Source organism: Micromonospora rifamycinica, assembly GCF_900090265.1.
Taxonomy (GTDB): Bacteria; Actinomycetota; Actinomycetes; order Mycobacteriales; family Micromonosporaceae; genus Micromonospora; species Micromonospora rifamycinica.
Genome location: NZ_LT607752.1, coordinates 1,974,466 through 1,994,508 on the forward strand (window position 1 = coordinate 1,974,466; position 20,043 = coordinate 1,994,508).

A 20,043-nucleotide genomic window follows, 5' to 3' on the forward strand; every position below is an offset into this window, starting at 1 on the left:
CTAGAGGCCGAACCTGCTGTCGATCAGCTTGAGGACCTCCTGCCGTGACGCGCTCGTCAGATCGATGCCGGACGGCGTCGACCGGTCGCCGAGTTCGGCCAGCAGACGACCGAGTCGATCCGTGACCTGCGGTCGGATGCCGTCGTCCGGGTCCAGGGACGCGAGCTGCGTTTCCAGTCGGGTCAGCGTCTCCAGCACGGGCGGCGGTGTGGCCTCGCGCACCGGGACGGCCGCCGCGCGGAGATGGGCCGCCAGTTCCTCGGGGTTCGGATGGTCGAAGACCAGGGTGGGCGACAGTCGCAGGCCCGTCGCGGACTGCAACCGGTTGCGCAGCTCGACGGCCATCAACGAGTCGAATCCCAGGTCCTTGAAGGCCCGCCCGGCACCGACGGCGTCCGCGCCCGGGTGACCCAGGACGGCGGCGGCGTGGCCGCGTACCACGTCGACCAGCACCCGGTGCTGTTCCCCGGGCGACAGCCCGGCCAGCCGATGCAGCACGGTGCGCTGGTCGGTGCTCCGGCGCACCTGTGCGGGGCGCAGGCCACGCATCAGGGGCGACGGGTTGCCGTTCGCGGTCACGTCGAGACGGGCGGGCACGAGCAGGGGCAAGTCGGTCCGCAGCGCGGCGTCGAACAGGGCGGTTCCCTCGGCGGCGGACAGGGGCGTGACGCCGGCCCGGTCGGCCCGGGCGCGGCCGGTCGCGTCCATCGCTGCCGCCATCCCGTCGTGCTGTGCCCACAGCCCCCAGGCCAGCGACTGGGCGGGCAGCCCCAGCGACCGGCGGTGCACCGCGAGGCCGTCGAGGGTGGCGTTCGCCGCGGCGTAGGCACTCTGGCCGGGACTGCCGAGGATCCCGGCGGCGGAGGAGAACATCGTGAAGAAAGCCGGTGGTCGGTCCCTGGTCAGTTCGTGCAGCGCGACGGCGGCGTCGACCTTGGCCCGGAGCACGGCGACGATCCGCTCCGGTGTCATCGACTCGACCACGCCGTCGTCGAGCACGCCTGCCGCGTGGACGATCCCGCCGATCCGCACGCCGACGAGCACGCGCGCCAACGCGTCGCGGTCGGCGGTGTCGACCGCGACGACCTGTGCCCCGAGGTGCTCGACGAGTTCCGTGGCGGCGGGCGATTCCGGGCCGCTACGGCTGAGCACCAGCAGGTTCCGTACGCCACGGTCGACGACGAGGTGGCGGGCGATCAGCCGGCCGAGCGCGCCGGTGCCTCCGGTGATGACGACCGTTTCGTCCGGGGGCACCAGCGGTCCGTCGTCCGCGGCGGCGGGCACCGCGGTCCGTGCCAGCCGGGGCACCAGCATCCGCCCGTCGCGGACCGCGATCTGGTTCTCCCCGGCGGCGACCACCGCGCTCAGGGTCCGCTCGTCGTGTGTGCCGTCGGTGTCGACGAGGACGAGACGTTCGGGGTGTTCCGACTGGGCGGAGCGCACCAGTCCCCAGACTCCCGCGGCACCCAGGTCGGACACGGTGTCGTCGGCCGTCACCGCCACCGCCCCGGCCGTCTGGATCATGAGCCGTTCCTGATCGTCGTGGTGTTCGGCGAGCCATTGCTGCACCTGCCGCAGGATGTCGGTGATCGCGTCGCGCGGGTTCGCGCCGCCGCACCGCCGAACGTCGAACGTGATCCCGGTGGATTCCTGCCCGGCCGACGTCGGCTGCCACCGCACGTGGAACATCGCCCGCCGTGACACGGTGTCGGCAGCCACCTGTCGCGTGCTCGCCGGTCGCAGCGTCAGGGAGTCCACCGCGTACACCGGGCTGCCGGCCTGGTCGAACGCGGCGACGGCGATGGTGTCCGCGCCGGTACGGCGCAGCCACACCCGGGCCGCCGTGGTGCCGGTGGCGAACACCGCGACGCCGCTCCAGGCGAAGGGCAGGCCGGCGGCGACGAGCAGGGTGGCCGCGTGCAGGGAGGAGTCCAGCAGGGCCGGGTGCACGCTGTGGCGGCCGGCCTCCTCCACCGCCACCTCGGCGCCGACGACGTCGTCGCGCTGCCACGCGGCATGGAGGCCCTGGAACGCCGGCCCGTACCCGAAGCCGTGGTCGGCGAGCCTGTCGTAGGTGCCGTCGGTGTCCACGGGCGTGGCATGCGCCGGTGGCCAGTCCGGCCCGGTCAGGGGCAGGGTCGGCTGCCGGTCCGACAGGGTGCCGATGGCGTGGCAGGTCCAGCCGGGTTCGTCCGGTGTCCGGGAGTACACCTTCACCGTGCGCTGACCGGTGGTGCCGCCCGGCTCCAGCACGACCTGCAACGGGACCTCGCCCTGCTCCGGCACTGCCATCGGCGTCGCCACGGTCAGGTCGTCGACCACCGGGCACCCGACCAGGTGGCCGACGGTGAGGGCGAGGTCGACGAACGCCGCGCCGGGCAGGAGCACCACTCCCCCGTACGCGTGGTCGGCCAGCCACGGCTGGGCGTTCCGGGACACTCGACCGGTCACGACCAGCCGGTCCGTGTCGGGTGACTCCACCACCTCGCGGAGGATGTCGTGGTCGAGGGCGGACGACGCACCTCCGACGGCACGCCCCAGACTGATGCCGCCGGCCCAGTACCGTTTGTGCTGGAAGGCATAGGTCGGCAGGTCGAGCCGGCGCCCGGCGTCGCCGAGCCACCCGGTCCAGTCGACGGTCCGACCGTCGACGTGCGACCGGGCCAGCGCGGCCAGGAGCGCGGCCGGTTCGGTCAGCCGGCGGCGCTGCGCCGGCACCCACGGCACCCGCTCGGTGGCCAGTCCGGCCAGTACGGCGTCCGGGCCGATCTCCACACTGGCGGCGACATCGTGCTCGGCGAGGGCACTGACACAGTCGGCGAACCGGACGGTGTCCCGGATGTTCGCCACCCAGTGCTCCGGTGAGCACAACTGGGCCGCCGAGGCGAGTTTCCCGGTCACCCCGGACAGCAGCGGCAGGACCGGGGGCCGTAGCTCCACCGTGGCCAGGACCCGGCGGAACTCCTCGGTCATCCCCTCGATCAGCGGGGAGTGGAAGGCGTGGCTGACCGTGAGCCGGGTGGTCCGGATGCCCCGGGCGGCCAGCTCGGCGGCGGCCGCGAGAACCGGCTGCTCCGCTCCGGAGAGCACCACGGCGGTGGGTCCGTTCACCGCGGCGAGGGCCACCTGCCCGGACAGGTACGGTGCCACCGCCGCCTCGTCCGCGCGTACCGACACCATCGCGCCGCCGGGCGGCAGTGCCTGCATCAACCGGCCACGGGCGGCGACCAGGCGGGCCGCGTCGGGTAGGGACAGCACCCCGGCCACGTGGGCGGCGACGAGTTCACCGACCGAGTGGCCGAGTACCAGGTCCGGCCGGATGCCGAAGGTCCGCATCAGTTCGGTGAGCGCCACTTCGAAGGCGAACAGTCCGGCCTGGGCGTACTCGGTCTGCTCGACCAGTTCCGGGGCGTCGCCCCAGACGACCTCGCGCAGCGGACGCGACAGGTACCGGTCCAGCTCCGCGGTCACCGCGGCGAAGGCCGCGGCGAACGGCGGAAAGGCCCGGGCGAGGTCGCGGCCCATCCCCAGTCGCTGGGAGCCCTGCCCGGTGAAGGCGAATGCCGTCGGCCCGGCCGGTCGCGCTTTCCCGGTGACCACCGCGGGGTCGTCCGCTCCGGCGACCAGCGCGGCGAGGCCCCGCCGCAGGTCGGTCAGGCTCGCCCCGGTGACCACCGCGCGGTGCGGGAACGTTGGACGGACGGCCAACGAGCGCGCCACGTCGGCGGGGTCCGGCTCCGGCTGGCGGTCCAGGTGGGCCAGCACGCGCGCGGCCTGCGTCCGCAGGGCTTCGGGCGTCCGCCCGGACACCGGCCAGACCGGGCCGGGTGGGGTCGTCACGGCGGTGTGCGGCCCCGCTGCCGGCCGGGGAGGCCCGGCCGGTGGTTCCTCGATGATGACGTGCGCGTTGGTTCCGCTCACGCCGAATCCGGAGATCCCGGCCCGCCGGGGTCGCTGTCCGCGGGGCCAGTCGCGGGGTTCGACGAGCAGGCGCACCCCGCCGCTCGACCAGTCCACCTGCCGGCTCGGCTCGTCCACGTGCAGGGTGCGGGGCAACCGGTCGTGCCGCATCGCGAAGATCATCTTGATGATGCCGGCGACACCGGCGGCCGCCTGCGTGTGGCCGATGTTCGACTTGACCGATCCCAGCCACAGCGGTCGCTCCGCGGGCCGGTCACGTCCGTAGGTGGTGAGCAGGGCCTGCGCTTCGATCGGGTCGCCGAGGGTGGTTCCGGTGCCGTGTCCCTCGACCACGTCGACGTCGCCGGCGGTCAGGCCGGCGGTCGCCAACGCCTGGCGGATCACCCGCTGCTGGGCCTTGACGCTGGGGGCGGTGAAGCCGTTCGACGCGCCGTCCTGATTCACCGCGCTACCGCGGAGCACCGCCAGCACGGTGTGCCCGTTGCGCCGGGCGTCCGACAGCCGTTCCACCACCAGGACGCCGACGCCCTCGGCGAACCCGGTGCCGTCGGCGCCCTCGGCGAAGGACCGGCACCGGCCGTCGGCGGAGAGTCCCCGGCGGCGGCCGAACTCGATGACCGCCTCCGGTGTCGCCATGACGGCGACCCCGCCCACCAGCGCCAGCCCGCATTCCCGGGCACGCAGCGCCCCGGTGGCCACGTGCAACGCCACCAGCGACGCCGAGCAGGCGGTGTCCAGGGTCATCGCCGGACCTTCCAGGCCCAACGTGTACGAGATCCGGCCGGAGATCATCGCGCCGGTCCCGGTGCTGCCGAGGTAGTCGTGGTACATGGCGCCGACGAACACACCGGTGTCGCTGCCCCGCAGCGTGGTCGGGTCGATCCCGGCCTGCTCGATCGCCGACCAGGACACCTCGAGCAGCAGTCGCTGCTGGGGATCCATCTCCAGGGCCTCACGCGGTGAGATGCCGAAGAAGTCGGCGTCGAAGGCCCCGGCGTCGTGCAGGAATCCGCTGCCGCGGGTATAGGTGTGCCCGGGCGTTCCCGGCTCGGGGTGGTAGAGGTCCTCGGCCCAGCCCCGGTCGGTGGGCAGCGGCGTGATGCCGTCGCCGTCCCCGACGACGAACTGCCACAGTTCCTCCGGTGACCCCACCCCGCCCGGGTACCGGCAGGCCATGCCGACGATCGCGATCGGCTCCCGCAGCGAGTCGGTCAGGCCGAGGTTGCGCAGGCGCAGCCGTTCGTTCTCCTTGACCGCGGCGCGGAGCGCCTGGACCAGCTTCTCGTCGCTCATGGAGACGGGACCTCCTCGTCTGGGTCGCCCGGGTCGGCACCGTGCAGCGCCCTGGCGATGAGGCTCTCGGTGTCCAGGTCGTCGATCGCTTCCAGCGCGTCCGCCCGGGCCGGCTCACCGGTGGCCAAGGCGAGTAGGCGGTCCAACAGGCCCGACTCGCGCAGCTCGCTCATCGGGATGGTGTGCAGCAGCTGCCGGACCTGCTCGTCGTCGGCGGGGCCGGCGGTCGGTTCGGCCACGGGGAAGAGCACGGTGTCCAGGTGGACGGCAAGCTCGTGCACGCTGGCGTGCTCGAAGACCATGGTGGCGGGTAGTCGCAGGCCGGTGGCGTCGTCCAGGCGGTTGCGGAACTCGACCGCCATGAGCGAGTCGAATCCGAGGTCGGTGAAGGCCCGGTGTGGGCCGATCGTCGCGGTCGTAGGGTGTCCCAGCACGACGGCCGCATGGCCGCCCACCAGGTCCACGAGCATCCGTCGGCGGTCCTGCGTCGAGCGTCCGACCAGCCTGGCCCGGATGTCGTCGCGGCGGGGCCGCTGCCGCGGGGACCGCGGCAGCAGGCTCCGGAGCAGCGGTGCGGTCGTCTCTCCCGGTGTGGGTCGCAGCCGGGCCGCCACCACGACGGGCCGCGCGCAGCGCAGCGCGGCGTCGAACAGCAGCAGGCCGTCCCGGGTCGGCAGGGGGGTGACCCCGGCCCGCGCCGCGCGGTCCCGGTCCACCGCCCCCATGCCGGCGGTCAGGGTCGAGGGTGTCTCCCACAGGCCCCAGACGATCGACCGGGCCGCGAGCCCGCGAGCCCACCGGCGCGTCACCACCGCGTCCAGCGCCGCGTTGGCGGCCGAGTACGCGGCCTGTCCGGCGTTGCCCAGCATTCCCGCGAGCGAGGAGAACACCACGAAGAAGGACAGCTCCTGGTCGCGGGTCAACTCGTCGAGCCACCTGGCCGAGGTGGCCTTGGTGGACACGACGTGCCGGACACGCTCCGGTGCCAGCGAGGCCACCGGGCCGTCGTCGAGCAGTGTCGCGCAGTGCACGACCCCGCCGATCCGGACGCCGTGCAGGGCTCGGCCCAGCGCCTCACGATCGGATACGTCGACGGCGACGATCCGCGCCCCCAGGTCGGCGGCGAGCCCGGCGGCTTCGGGGGCGTCCGGCCCGCTCCGGCTCAGCAGCAGCAGATCGCGGACACCGTGTTCGGCCACGAGGTGCCGGGCGACCAGCGCGCCGAGGCCGCTGGTGCCCCCGGTGACCACGACGGTCGCCTGTGGATCGACGACCGGGAGGTCCGCGTCCACCGTGGTGGGCACCAGGCGGGGCACCAGCGCGCCGGTGGATCGCAGCGCGACCTCGGGCTCGTCCCAACCGGAGAGGTCGGCCGGCGGCTCCTGGGTGCTGCCGGCGGGCAGGTCGGCCAGGATGAACCTGCCGGGGTGTTCGACCTGGGCGGACCGCACCAGACCCCAGACGGCCGCGGCGCCGGGCTGTGGTGGGTCGTCCTGGGCGGTCGTCTGGACCGCGCCGTGGGTCACCAGCACCAGCGGCCGGCCGGTGGTGTCGGCCAGGCGGTTCTGGAGGATCTCCAGGACGTCGCCGACGTCCCGACCGGTGACGTCGATCCGGTCGTGGCCGCCGGTGACGGCAGGATCGGGGTGCTGCGGTGGTTGCCATACGACCGCGAACAACGCGTCGCGCACCCGGCTGTCGGTCGGGTGACTGCGCAGGGTGAGCGCGTCCACGGTCAGGACGGGGGTGCCCGCCTCGTCGGTGGCGTCGACCGACAGGGTGTCCGCACCGGTGTGCCGCACTCGCGCCCGCAGGACCGCACCGCTCGGCGCGTGGAAGCGCAGACCGCTCCACAGGAACGGCACCCGGGGTCGGTGGCCACCCTCCAGGAACACCGCAGCGTGCAGAACGGCGTCCAGCAGGGCCGGGTGTGTTCCGTAACCCTGCGGGTCGGTGGTGGTCCGGGCCTCGACGAGGATCTCCTCGCCGGCCCGCCAGGCCGACCGTAGGCCCTGGAACGTCCCGCCGTAGGCGAAGCCCTGGTCGGCGAGCCCGGGATAGAGCCCGTCGAGGTCGATCGGCACCGCCGCGGGTGGGGGCCATTCGCCCGCCGGGCCGCCGACCTGCGGCACCGTCGGGGAGAACACGCCCGTCGCGTGCTGCGTCCACGGTCCGTCGTCGTCACCGGTCCGGGCGTAGACCGCCACCGGACGCCGGTCGGAGGCGTCCGGGCCGTCGACGATCACCTGGATCTGCACGGCACCGGCGGCGGGCAGGACCAGGGGCGTCCGGAGCGTCAGTTCGTCGACGGTGAAACTGGCGACAGCTGCCGCGGCGCGACGTACGAGCTCCACGAAACCGGTGGCCGGGAAGAGGGTCACGCCGTGGATGACATGGTCGGCCAGCCAGGGCTGGGCGGCGACGGACAGCCGGCCGGTGAAGACCCGTCCGTCCCGGTCGGGCAGGTCCACTCCCGCGCCGAGCAGGGCATGGTCGACGGCGTCCAGGCCGGCGCGGGTGACGTCGCCGGTCGCGAGGCTGACGCCGGGCCAGAACCGGGTGGACTGGAAGGGGTACGTCGGCAGGTCGACCCGGCGGGCGCCCGGGAACAACGTCGGCCAGTGCACCGCGATGCCGTGCAGGTGGGCGCGTGCGGCCGCGGTGACCACGGTGACGTCCTCGGACCGGTTGCGCCGGCAGGTCGGGAGGTTGGCCGCGTCGCGTGGACCCAGTGCCGACAGGAGCGAGTCCGGTCCGATCTCCAGCGACACGGTGACGCCGAGGTCGGCCAGCCGGGCGACCCGGTCGGCGTAGCGCACCGTGTCGCGGACGTGCCGGACCCAGTAGCCGGGATCGGTGACGTCCCCGCCGGCGACGAAGTCGATCACGGGTTTGTTGAGGGTCAGCTGCTCGACGACCTCCCGGAAGTCGGCGAGGACCGGCTGCATGAGGTGCGAGTGGAAGGCGTGCGAAACCCGCAGCCGTGTCGACCGGTCGAATCCGGCGGCCACCCGCAGGACTGCCTCCTCCGTGCCGGCGATCACCACCGCCCGGGGGCCGTTGACCGCGGCGATGGACACCTCGTCGGACAGCAGCGGCAGGACGTCCGCCTCGCCCGCCCGCAGCGCCACCATCGCTCCGCCACGGGGCAACGCCTGCATCAGGCGGGCGCGCTCGGCCACCAGCGTGCACGCGTCGTCCAGGGAGAGGACGCCGGCGACGTGGGCGGCGGCGATCTCGCCGATCGAGTGCCCGGCCACGTGGTCGGGCACGATCCCCCAGGACTCGACCAGCCGGAAGAGTGCCACCTGGAACGCGAACAGGGCGGGCTGGGCGTTGCCGGTCTCGGCGAGCCGGGCCTGGTCCTGGCCGAAGAGCACATCGCGGATCGGTAGCCGGGCCAGCACCTCGTCCATGGCCTGCGCGAAGGCGCGGTGTCGGCGGTACAGTTCGGCGCCCATGCCGGGCCGCTGGGAGCCCTGGCCGGAGAAGACCATCGCCAGTCGGGGCGCGGGCGCGGCTACTGCCCGGAAGAGTCCGGCGTGTTCGTCGCCGGCCGCCAGCGCCTGCAGGGCGGTACGGAACGCGGTCCGGTCCCCGGCCACGACGACCGCACGATGCTCGAACGCCGTCCGCGTCGTCGCCAACGAATACCCGACATCCACCACATCGAGATCCACACACGACACCAACTGCTCCGCCCGCGCCCGCAGAGCAGCCGGACTCCTCGCCGAAATCACCCACGGAACAACCGACACACCCGGCGAGACAACCGACCCCACCACCACCGGCTCCTCCGCCGGCTCCACCACCGCCGGAACCACCGCCACCGGCTCCTCCGCCGGCTCCTCCAAAATCACGTGCGCGTTCGTCCCACTGATCCCAAACGACGACACCCCCGCCCGACGCACCCGACCCACCTCCGGCCACACCCGCGCCTCCCCCAACACCGCAACACCACCACCCGACCAATCCACCCCCGACGACGGCACCGACACATGCAACGACGCCGGCAACACCCCGAACCGCAACGCCTGCACCATCTTGATCACACCCGCCACACCCGCCGCCGCCTGCGCATGACCCACATTCGACTTCACCGACCCCAACCACAACGGCCGCCCCACCACCCGACCCCGCCCATACGTCGCCACCAACGCCCCCACCTCAATCGGATCCCCCAACCGCGTCCCCGTCCCATGCCCCTCCACCACATCCACATCCCCCACCCCCAAACCCGCCCGACCCAACGCCAACCGAATCACCCGCTGCTGAGCAACCCCACTCGGCGCCGTCAACCCATTCGACGCACCATCCTGATTAACCGCACTCCCCCGCACCACCGCCAACACCCGATGACCCCGCCGACGCGCATCCGACAACCGCTCCACCACCACCACACCCACACCCTCCGACCAGGCGGTGCCGGCGGCCGAGTCGGAGTACGAGTGGCAGCGGCCGTCGGGGGACAGGCCGCCCTGCCGGGAGAACTCGATGAAGGTCGTCGGCGTGGCCATGACGGTGACGCCACCGGCGAGGGCGAGCGAACACTCCCCGGCCCGGAGCGCCTGCGCGGCCAGGTGCAGCGCCACCAGCGACGACGAACACGCGGTGTCCACGGTGACCGCCGGACCCTGGAGACCCAGCGTGTAGGAGACCCGGCCGGACACCACGCTGGAGGCGCGTCCGGTGAGGGTGTATCCCTCGACGCCGCTGGTGCTCTGTTGCAGGATCCCGTAGTCCTGGCCGTTGGTGCCGGCGAAGACCCCCGTGTCGCTGTCGCGCAGGGTGGCCGGGTCGATGCCGGCCTGTTCCAGGGCCTCCCAGGAGACCTCCAGGAGCAGCCGCTGCTGCGGGTCGGTGGCCAGGGCCTCCCGCGGTGAGATGCCGAAGAACTCCGCGTCGAAGTCGGCGGCGTCGGGCAGGAAGCCGCCGCCCCGGGCGTGGGTGTGTCCGGCGCGGCCCGGCTCCGGGTCGTACAGGTCGTCGGGCCAGCCACGATCCGTCGGGAAGCCGGTGATCGCGTCGCGTTCCTCGACCACGAACCGCCACAGGTCGTCCGCCGAACGGATACCACCCGGATAGCGGCACGCCATCCCCACGATCACCACCGGATCATCGGCGGTGACGGGCGCGACGGTCGGGGTGGGCTCCGGGCGTTCGCCGCCGACCAGCAGTTCCCGGAGGTGGTCGACGAGGCGTACCGGGGTGGGGTGGTCGAAGGCGACGGTGGTCGGCAACCGCAGGCCGGTCGCCTGGTTGAGCCGGTTGCGCAGCTGAACCGACATCAGGGAGTCGAAGCCGAGGTCACGGAAGGCGTGGTCCGGTGGAACCCGGGACGCGTCGCCGTGCCCGAGGACGAACGCCGCCTCGGTGCCGACCAGGTCCCGCAGGTAGCTGTTCTGTTCGGAGACGGACATGTCCCCGATCCGGGTGCTGGACGCGGCGGGTTCCCCCGGCTCCCGCGTGAGCTGCCGTTGCCCGTCGATGTCGGCGATGACCAGGAACGTCTCGTCCCGGTCGAGGGTCTCCTGGAGGGCGTCGACGGCGGTCTCGGCCCGCATCGCGACGAGGCCCTGGCTGGCCAGCCTGCGGTTGCGTCGGTGGGCGTCCGGTGTGTCCCAGGCACCCCACGCGATGGAGGTGGCGGTACGGCCCTGTCGCCTCCTGCGGTACGCGAGACTGTCGAGGAACGCGTTCGCCGCGGCGTAGGCGCCCTGCCCGGCGTTGCCGATGACTCCGGCGACCGAGGAGAACAGGACGAACGCGGACAGGTCGAGGTCCCGGGTCAGTTCGTGCAGGTTGGTCGCCGCGTCGACCTTCGGCCGTAGGACGGTCTCGAGGCTGGCCGGGGTGATATCGGCCAGCACGGCGTCGTCGAGCACCATGGCCGAGTGGAACACCGCGGTGAGCGGGAACTGCTCGGGCACCTCGGCGAGCACCAGGGCCAGGGCCTGACGGTCGGCGGCGTCGCACGGGACGACGGTGACGCGGGTGCCCAGTCCGGTCAGTTCCGTGGTGAGTCCGGCGGCTGCCTCGGCGTCCGGGCCACGCCGGCTCAGGAGCAGCAGGTGCTCGGCGCCGTTGCGGGCCAGCCACCGCGCGACGTGTCGGCCGACGGCTCCGGTTCCCCCGGTCACGAGGACCGTTCCGGAGGGCTTCCACCGGCGGCGGGCCGGGGTGGCGGTGTACCGGGCCGCCGGGCTCATCCGGCGGACGTACGTCACGCCGGCCCGGATGGCGATCCGGTCCGCGCGCCTGCCGCCGGCCAGGACCCGGCACAGGCGGGCGGTGACCTGGTCGTCGCCGGGCGGCCCGGGCAGGTCGATGAGGCCGCCCCAGCGGTCCGGCAGTTCGAGGGCGGCCACGGCGCCCAGACCCCAGACCAGCGCGCCGACGGTGCCCGTCACGGGATCGGCGGGTTCGGCCGGCACGGCGTCGTCGGTCAGCAGCCACAACGTCGCCGCGCTCCCGGTGTCCTCGATCGCCTGGACGAGGGCCACCGTGGCGGCCAGCCCGCAGGGCACGCCGGGGTGGTCCGGCAGCGGTTCGTCGGCGGCGGCCAGGAAGGACAGCACACCGCGTAGACCGCTTCCGGCAGAGGTGATCAGCTCGGCCAGGTCGGTCCGGCTGGTGGTGCCGGCCGGCACGTCGGCGTGGACGACGTTGACGCCGTGCGCGGTGAGCGCCTCGGCCCAGGCGGTCCCCCACGGGTCGCCGGCCGTCAGCACCAGCCATGTTCCGAGCGGTGCGGTCACGTCGCCGACTCCCGGGGAAGCGGACGCGGTGCCGACGTCAGTGGGGTGCCAGACGACATGGTGACGCCAGGCGTCGGAGGTCGGCCGCGCCCGGTCCGCCGTGGTCAGCCAGAAGTGTTCGTGTTGGAAGGGATACGTCGGCAACCCCACCCGACGACCACCCCGAAACGCCACCCCCCAATCAACCCCCACACCCGCCACGAACACCTCACCCAACGACAACAAAAACCGACCCCAACCACCCTCACCACGACGCAACGTCCCCACCACCGCCACACCCCCACCACCACCACCACGAGCCTCCACCACCTCCTCCACCGCCACCGTCAACACCGGATGCGGACTCACCTCAACAAAAACATCAAACCCCTCACCCAACAACCCACCCACCGCACCCTCAAAACCCACCACCTCCCGCAAATTACGACACCAATAACCCGCCCCCAACTCACCCCCATCAACCACCCCACCCACCACCGTCGAATAAAAAGGAACCCCACCCGACACCGGCACCACCGACCCCAACTCCACACCCAACCGACCCACCACCTCATCCACCTGAAACGAATGCGCCGCATAATCCACATCAACCACCCGCACCCACACCCCCAACTCCCCACACCGCACCACCAACTCCCCCAACGCACCCACCTCACCCGACACCACCACCGACGACGGACCATTCACCGCCGCCACCACAACCCGACCCCCCAACCCCACCAACAACCCCTCCACCACACCCACCGACACCCCCAACACCGCCATACCACCCCGACCCGACAACACCCCCAACAACCGACTCCGCACCGCCACCACCCGCGCCGCATCCACCAAACTCAACGCCCCCGCCACACACGCCGCCGCAATCTCACCCTGCGAATGCCCCACCACCACACCCGGCACCACCCCACACACCCGCCACACCTCAGCCAACGACACCATCACCGCAAACAACACCGGCTGCACCACATCAACCCGATCCAAACCCACCCCACCCGACACCACCTCCAACAAATCCCACTCCACAAAAGGAGCCAACGCCACCGCACACTCACCCATACGCGCCGCAAAAACCGGCGACGACACCAACAACTCCGCCGCCATACCCACCCACTGCGAACCCTGACCCGGAAAAACAAACACCACACCCCGCCCACCACCACCAGAAACACCAGCAACCACATTCGCCGACGCACCCCCGTCCGCCAGGGTCTGCAGGGCCGTTCGGAACCCGGCCCGGTCGCCCGCGACAATGGCCGCACGGTGCTCGAACACCGTCCGGGTCGTCGCCAACGAGTACCCCACATCGACCGGATTCAGATCCACACACGACACCAACTGCTCCGCCCGCGCCCGCAGAGCAGCCGGACTCCTCGCCGAAACCACCCACGGCACGACCGGCAACGCCGGAGACACCAGCGAGGCAGCCGACGCCGGCGGCGCGGACGACCCCGACACGGCTGATGGATCCAGCCCGACAGCCGGCTCCACATCCGCCGCCTCCTCCGCCGGCTCCTCCAAAATCACGTGTGCATTCGTCCCACTGATCCCAAACGACGACACCCCCGCCCGACGCACCCGACCCACCTCCGGCCACACCCGCGCCTCCCCCAACACCGCAACACCACCACCCGACCAATCCACCCCCGACGACGGCACCGACACATGCAACGACGCCGGCAACACCCCGAACCGCAACGCCTGCACCATCTTGATCACACCCGCCACACCCGCCGCCGCCTGCGCATGACCCACATTCGACTTCACCGACCCCAACCACAACGGCCGCCCCACCACCCGACCCCGCCCATACGTCGCCACCAACGCCCCCACCTCAATCGGATCCCCCAACCGCGTCCCCGTCCCATGCCCCTCCACCACATCCACATCCCCCACCCCCAAACCCGCCCGACCCAACGCCAACCGAATCACCCGCTGCTGAGCAACCCCACTCGGCGCCGTCAACCCATTCGACGCACCATCCTGATTAACCGCACTCCCCCGCACCACCGCCAACACCCGATGACCCCGCCGACGCGCATCCGACAACCGCTCCACCACCACCACACCCACACCCTCGGAGAAACCCGTGCCGTCGGCCGTGTCGGAGTAGGGCCGGCACCGTCCGTCGGGGGACAGCGCACGTTGGTGACCGAAGTCCACGTAGAGACCGGGGGTGGACATGATGGTGGCGCCGCCGGCGAGGGCGAGCGAACACTCCCCGGCCCGGAGCGCCTGCGCGGCCAGGTGCAGCGCCACCAGCGACGACGAACACGCGGTGTCCACGGTGACCGCCGGGCCTTCCAGGCCCATGACGTACGCGACCCGGCCGGAGGCGACGCCGCCGGTGGTACCCGAGCTGAGGTAGCCGGCCACCTCGTCGGGTGGCACGTCCACCCGGATTCCGTAGTCGTGGTACATCAGTCCGGTGAAGACGCCGGTGTCGCTGCCACGCAGGGTGGCCGGGTCGATGCCGGCCTGTTCCAGGGCCTCCCAGGAGACCTCCAGCAGGTGCCGCTGCTGCGGGTCCATCGCGAGCGCCTCGCGGTGGGAGATGCCGAAGAAGCCGGCGTCGAAGTCGGCGGCGTCGGGCAGGAAGCCGCCGCCCTGCGCGTAGGTGTGTCCGGCGCGGCCCGGCTCCGGGTCGTACAGGTCGTCGGGCCAGCCACGATCCGTCGGGAAGCCGGTGATCGCGTCGCGTTCCTCGACCACGAACCGCCACAGGTCGTCCGCCGAACGGATACCACCCGGATAGCGGCACGCCATCCCCACGATCACCACCGGATCGTCGGCGGTGACCTGCTGGTCCCCGCTCGCCGGGCGGCCGGGCGTGGCGGGTGCCTCTCGCCCGTCGGTCAACCGCTGGCGCAGGTACGCCGCGAGGGTGCCCGGATCGGGATGGTCGAAGACGAGGGTGGCGGGCAGCCGCAGGCCGGTCGCCCTGCTGAGCCGGTTGCGGAACTCGACGGCGAGCAGCGAGTCGAAGCCGATCTCCTTGAACACCCGGTCGGGTCGGATCAGGTCCGGGCTGTCGTGGCCGAGGACGGTCGCGGCGTGCGTGCGGACCAGGTCGAGCACCAACCGCAGTTGTTCCTCGACCGGCCTGCGGGCCAGCCGGCCGTCGAGCCGGTGCGGCGGGGCGGCCGGCGGGGCGGCCCGGCGACCGCGCAGCAGTGGGGAGGCCCCGTCCCCCGGGGTCCGGGTGAGCCGTGCCGCCACGAGTTCGGCAACGGGGGTCCGCAGGGCCGTGTCGAACAGCCGCAGACCGTCCCGTACGGACAGCGGGTGTACGCCGGCCCGGGCCAGCCGGGCACGGTCCGCGTCGGTCATCGCCCCGGTCAGGCCGGTGCTCACCTCCCACAGGCCCCAGGCGATCGACTGGGCCGGTGCGCCGCGGGCCTGCCGACGCCGGGCGATGCCGTCCAGCGCGGCGTTGGCGGCGGCGTACGCGGCCTGACCCGCGTTGCCGAGGACACCGACGACGGAGGAGAACAGCACGAAGAACGCGAGGTCCTGGTCGCGGGTCAACTCGTCGAGAAGGGCGGCCGAGGTGGCCTTGGCGGCCATCACCCGGGCCAGCCGGTCCGGTGTCAGCGACATGAGTGGGGCATCGTCGAGTACGCCCGCAGCGTGCACGACGCCGCCCACCCGTACCCCGCGCAGCGCCGCACCCAGTGCCGCCCGGTCCGTCACGTCGACGGCCACGATGTCGGCGCCCAGTTCCGCCGCCAGATCGGCTGCCCCCGGAGCGGCCGGTCCGCTGCGGCTGAGCAGCAGCAGGCGGCGTACCCCGTGGTCGGTCTTCAGCCGGCGGGCGATCAGTGCGCCCAGGGTGCCCGTGCCTCCGGTGACGACGACGGTGGCCCGGGGGTCGACGGCGACCGGTGTGTCGCCGGGGTCCGCGGGGACGAGCCGTGGCACGTGGGCGACGCCGTCGCGGAAGGCGAGCTGCGGTTCGTCCCAGCCGGCGATGTCGGCCGGCAGGGGGCCACCGTCGGAGTCCACCAGCAGGAAGCGGCCCGGGTGTTCGGCCTGTGCCGACCGGACGAGGCCCCACACGGCTGCGCTGTCCGGGCTGGGTGGTTCGTCGTCCGTCGTGACCGCCCAGGCCCGTCGGGTGGTCAGCACCAGCGGCTCGGACGGGCCGCCCAGCCGACGCTGCAGGATCTCCAGTACGGCGGCGATGTCCTGGCCGGTGACGTCGACGACGTCGCCGACGCCGGTGGTCGCCGGTGGATCGAACCGCTGCCAGGCGACAGTGAACAGTGCCCCGGCGGGCGTCCCGGCGTCGCCGGCCGGGGCACGCAGGGTCAACGCGTCGACGGTCAGGACGGGCACGCCGGTCTCGTCGACGGCGTCGATCGCCACGGTGCCGGGCGCGACGCGGCGGAGTCGGGCACGCAGCGCCGATCCGGCCGGTCCGTGCACGGTGACACCGGTCCAGACGAACGGTAGACCGCCGTCGGTTGCGCCGTCGAGCAGCGTCGCCGCATGCAGCACGGCGTCGAGCAGTGCCGGGTGTACGGTGTGCCCGCCGGTGGCCAGGTCGGTGCTCGTCTCGACGGTCACCTCGCCGTCGAGCGACCAGACCGTGTCCAGGCCCCGGAATGCCGGCCCGTACTGGAATCCCCGGCTTTCGAGCTCCTCGTAGAAGCCGGTCAGGGGAATCTCGGTGCCCCCGGTGGCGGGGTGGTCCTCGGGTGGCCGCTGCGGTTCGCGGCTGAGGGTTCCGATGGCGTGGCAGGTCCACTCGGGCGAGCCGGTGGCCTCCGTCCGCGCGTTGATCCGCACGGAGCGCTGTTCCGGGTGGTCGGCGGGGTCGATGACGACCTGCAGCTCGACGGTTCCCGACGGGGGGACCACCAGCGGGGTGCGCAGGGTCAGTTCGGCGATACGGGGGTATCCGGCGAGTCCACCGGCGGTCGCCGCGAGATCGAGGAAGCCGGTGCCGGGGAAGAGCACGTCTCCCCGTACCCGGTGGTCGGCCAGCCAGGGGTGGGTCCGGTGCGACAGTCCGCCGAGCAGCAGCAGACGTTCCGGGTCGGGGGTGGACACCAGTGCCCGGAGGATGCCGTGCTCGATCTGGTCCAGGCCGGTGCCGGTGGCCGGCGGGCCGGTGGGGTCGGTGTGCCAGAAGTGTTCGTGTTGGAAGGGATACGTCGGCAACCCCACCCGACGACCACCCCGAAACGCCACCCCCCAATCAACCCCCACACCCGCCACGAACACCTCACCCAACGACAACAAAAACCGACCCCAACCACCCTCACCACGACGCAACGTCCCCACCACCGCCACACCCCCACCACCACCACCACGAGCCTCCACCACCTCCTCCACCGCCACCGTCAACACCGGATGCGGACTCACCTCAACAAAAACATCAAACCCCTCACCCAACAACCCACCCACCGCACCCTCAAAACCCACCACCTCCCGCAAATTACGACACCAATAACCCGCCCCCAACTCACCCCCATCAACCACCCCACCCACCACCGTCGAATAAAAAGGAACCCCACCCGACACCGGCACCACCGACCCCAACTCCACACCCAACCGACCCACCACCTCATCCACCTGAAACGAATGCGCCGCATAATCCACATCAACCACCCGCACCCACACCCCCAACTCCCCACACCGCACCACCAACTCCCCCAACGCACCCACCTCACCCGACACCACCACCGACGACGGACCATTCACCGCCGCCACCACAACCCGACCCCCCAACCCCACCAACAACCCCTCCACCACACCCACCGACACCCCCAACACCGCCATACCACCCCGACCCGACAACACCCCCAACAACCGACTCCGCACCGCCACCACCCGCGCCGCATCCACCAAACTCAACGCCCCCGCCACACACGCCGCCGCAATCTCACCCTGCGAATGCCCCACCACCACACCCGGCACCACCCCACACACCCGCCACACCTCAGCCAACGACACCATCACCGCAAACAACACCGGCTGCACCACATCAACCCGATCCAAACCCACCCCACCCGACACCACCTCCAACAAATCCCACTCCACAAAAGGAGCCAACGCCACCGCACACTCACCCATACGCGCCGCAAAAACCGGCGACGACACCAACAACTCCGCCGCCATACCCACCCACTGCGAACCCTGACCCGGAAAAACAAACACCACACCCCGCCCACCACCACCAGAAACACCAGCAACCACACTCGCCCCGCCGACGTCCACGCCACCGCCGGCCACCTCGGCCAGACCCGACCGCAAACCCTCTCCCGTACCCACCACCACCGCCCGCGTGCCGAAGACCGAGCGCGACCCCAACGAGAAGGCGACGTCCACATCACTCAACCCGGCCACCGCATCCACCAGGCCGTCCGCCATTGCACGCAACGCCGGCTCCGACCGGGCGGACAGCACCCACGGAACCACCGACGCGGTGGACGCCACCGGCACCACGGACGGCACCGGTTCCTCCACCGGTGCCTCCAGGATCACGTGCGCGTTCGTCCCACTGATCCCGAACGAGGAGACGGCGAACCGCCGCGGCCGGCCGGTGGTCGGCCAGGGGGTGGGCTCGCGGAGCAGCGCGACGGAGCCGGACGTCCAGTCGATGCGGGGTGAGGGCACATCGGCGTGCAGGGTCCGGGGCAGCGTGCCCCGTCGCATCGCGCAGATCATCTTGATAACGCCGCCGACGCCGGCGGCGGCCTGGGTGTGGCCGATGTTGGACTTCAGCGAGCCGAGCCACAGCGGACGGTTCGACGGCCGGTGCCGACCGTAGGTGGCCAGGAGGGCCTCGGCCTCGATCGGGTCGCCGAGCCGGGTGCCGGTGCCGTGGGCCTCCACCGCGTCGACGTCCTGCGCCGTGAGACCGGCGACGCCGAGTGTCTGCCGGATGAGGGCCTCCTGGGCGGCGCCGTTGGGCGCGGTCAGGCCGTTGCTCGCACCATCGGAGTTGATCGCCGAACCACGGAGCACGGCCAGCGGCTGGTGCCCGTGACGACGCGCGTCGGAGAGTCTCTCCAGCACCAGCACGCCGGCCCCCTCGGCCCAGGCGGTGCCGTCGGCGTCGGCGCCGAACGCCTTGCACCGGCCGTCGGGGGCGAGGCCCCGCTGCCGGCTGAACTCGACGAACATGCCCGGACCGGCCATCACGCTCACGCCGCCGGCCAGCGCGAGGGTGCACTCCCCCTGCCGCAGGGACTGCGCGGCGAGGTGCACGGCGACCAGCGACGACGAGCAGGCCGTGTCGACGGTGACGGCGGGTCCGGCCAGCCCCAGGGCGTAGGCGATCCGGCCGGAGACGACGCTCACGGTGCCGCCGGTCAGCCGGTAGCCGTCCGAGCCCGCACCGGTGGCGTCGAGCCGGGGTCCGTACTCCTGGTCGGTGGCGCCGACGAAGACGCCCACGCGGCTGTCGGCGAGGCTGAGGGGATCGATGCCGGCGCGCTCGATGCCTTCCCAGGACACCTCCAGCAGGAGGCGCTGCTGGGGGTCCATCGCCGCTGCCTCGCGTGGGCTGATGCCGAAGAACTCGGCGTCGAAGGCCGCCGCGTCGTGCAGGAATCCGCCGTGGCGGACGTAGGAGGTGCCGGGCCGGTCGGGGTCGGGGTTGAAGAGTCGTTTCAGATCCCATCCCCGGTCGGTCGGCAGCGGTGTGATCGCGTCGGTGCCCTCGTCGACCAGACGCCACAGGTCCTCCGGTGACCGGACGCCGCCGGGGTAACGGCAGGCCATGCCGACCACCACGACCGGGTCGTCCGTGCCCGGCGGTGACGCGACCGGCAGTGACGCGACCGGCAGTGGCACGGCCGGCGGTGACGCGACCGGCAGTGGCACGGCCGGCGGTGGCGTGGCCGGCAGTGGCACGACCGGAGGTGACACGACCGGCAGTGGCACGACCGGAGGTGACACGACCGGCAGTGGCGTGGACTGGCCGGTGGGTTCCGCGCGCAGGAACTCCGCCAGGCCGGCGGGGGTGGGGAAGCGGAACGTCAGGCCGGTGGGGAGTTGCCGGCCGGTGGCGGTGCTCAGCCGGGCGGTGAGACTCGTGACGCCCGTCGAGTCGAGCCCG

At 72.3% G+C, this 20,043-nt stretch carries 2 protein-coding genes (1 of these 2 only partly in view); both read right to left on the reverse strand.

Annotated elements, in window-relative coordinates:
* Positions 1 to 5,214: a type I polyketide synthase gene (locus GA0070623_RS08060; protein ID WP_067302478.1), complete on the reverse strand. Its 5,214-nt coding sequence runs from the start codon at positions 5,212 to 5,214 to the stop codon at positions 1 to 3.
* Positions 5,211 to 20,043, reverse strand: partial view of a type I polyketide synthase gene (locus tag GA0070623_RS30570; RefSeq protein ID WP_089003962.1) — the 3' portion only. Its footprint extends 1,760 nt past the window's final position; the window shows 14,833 of its 16,593 coding nt (coding positions 1,761–16,593); its start codon lies beyond the right edge, outside the window — the gene reads right to left on this strand; it ends in the stop codon at positions 5,211 to 5,213. Before GA0070623_RS30570 ends, GA0070623_RS08060 begins: the two co-directional genes overlap by 4 nt.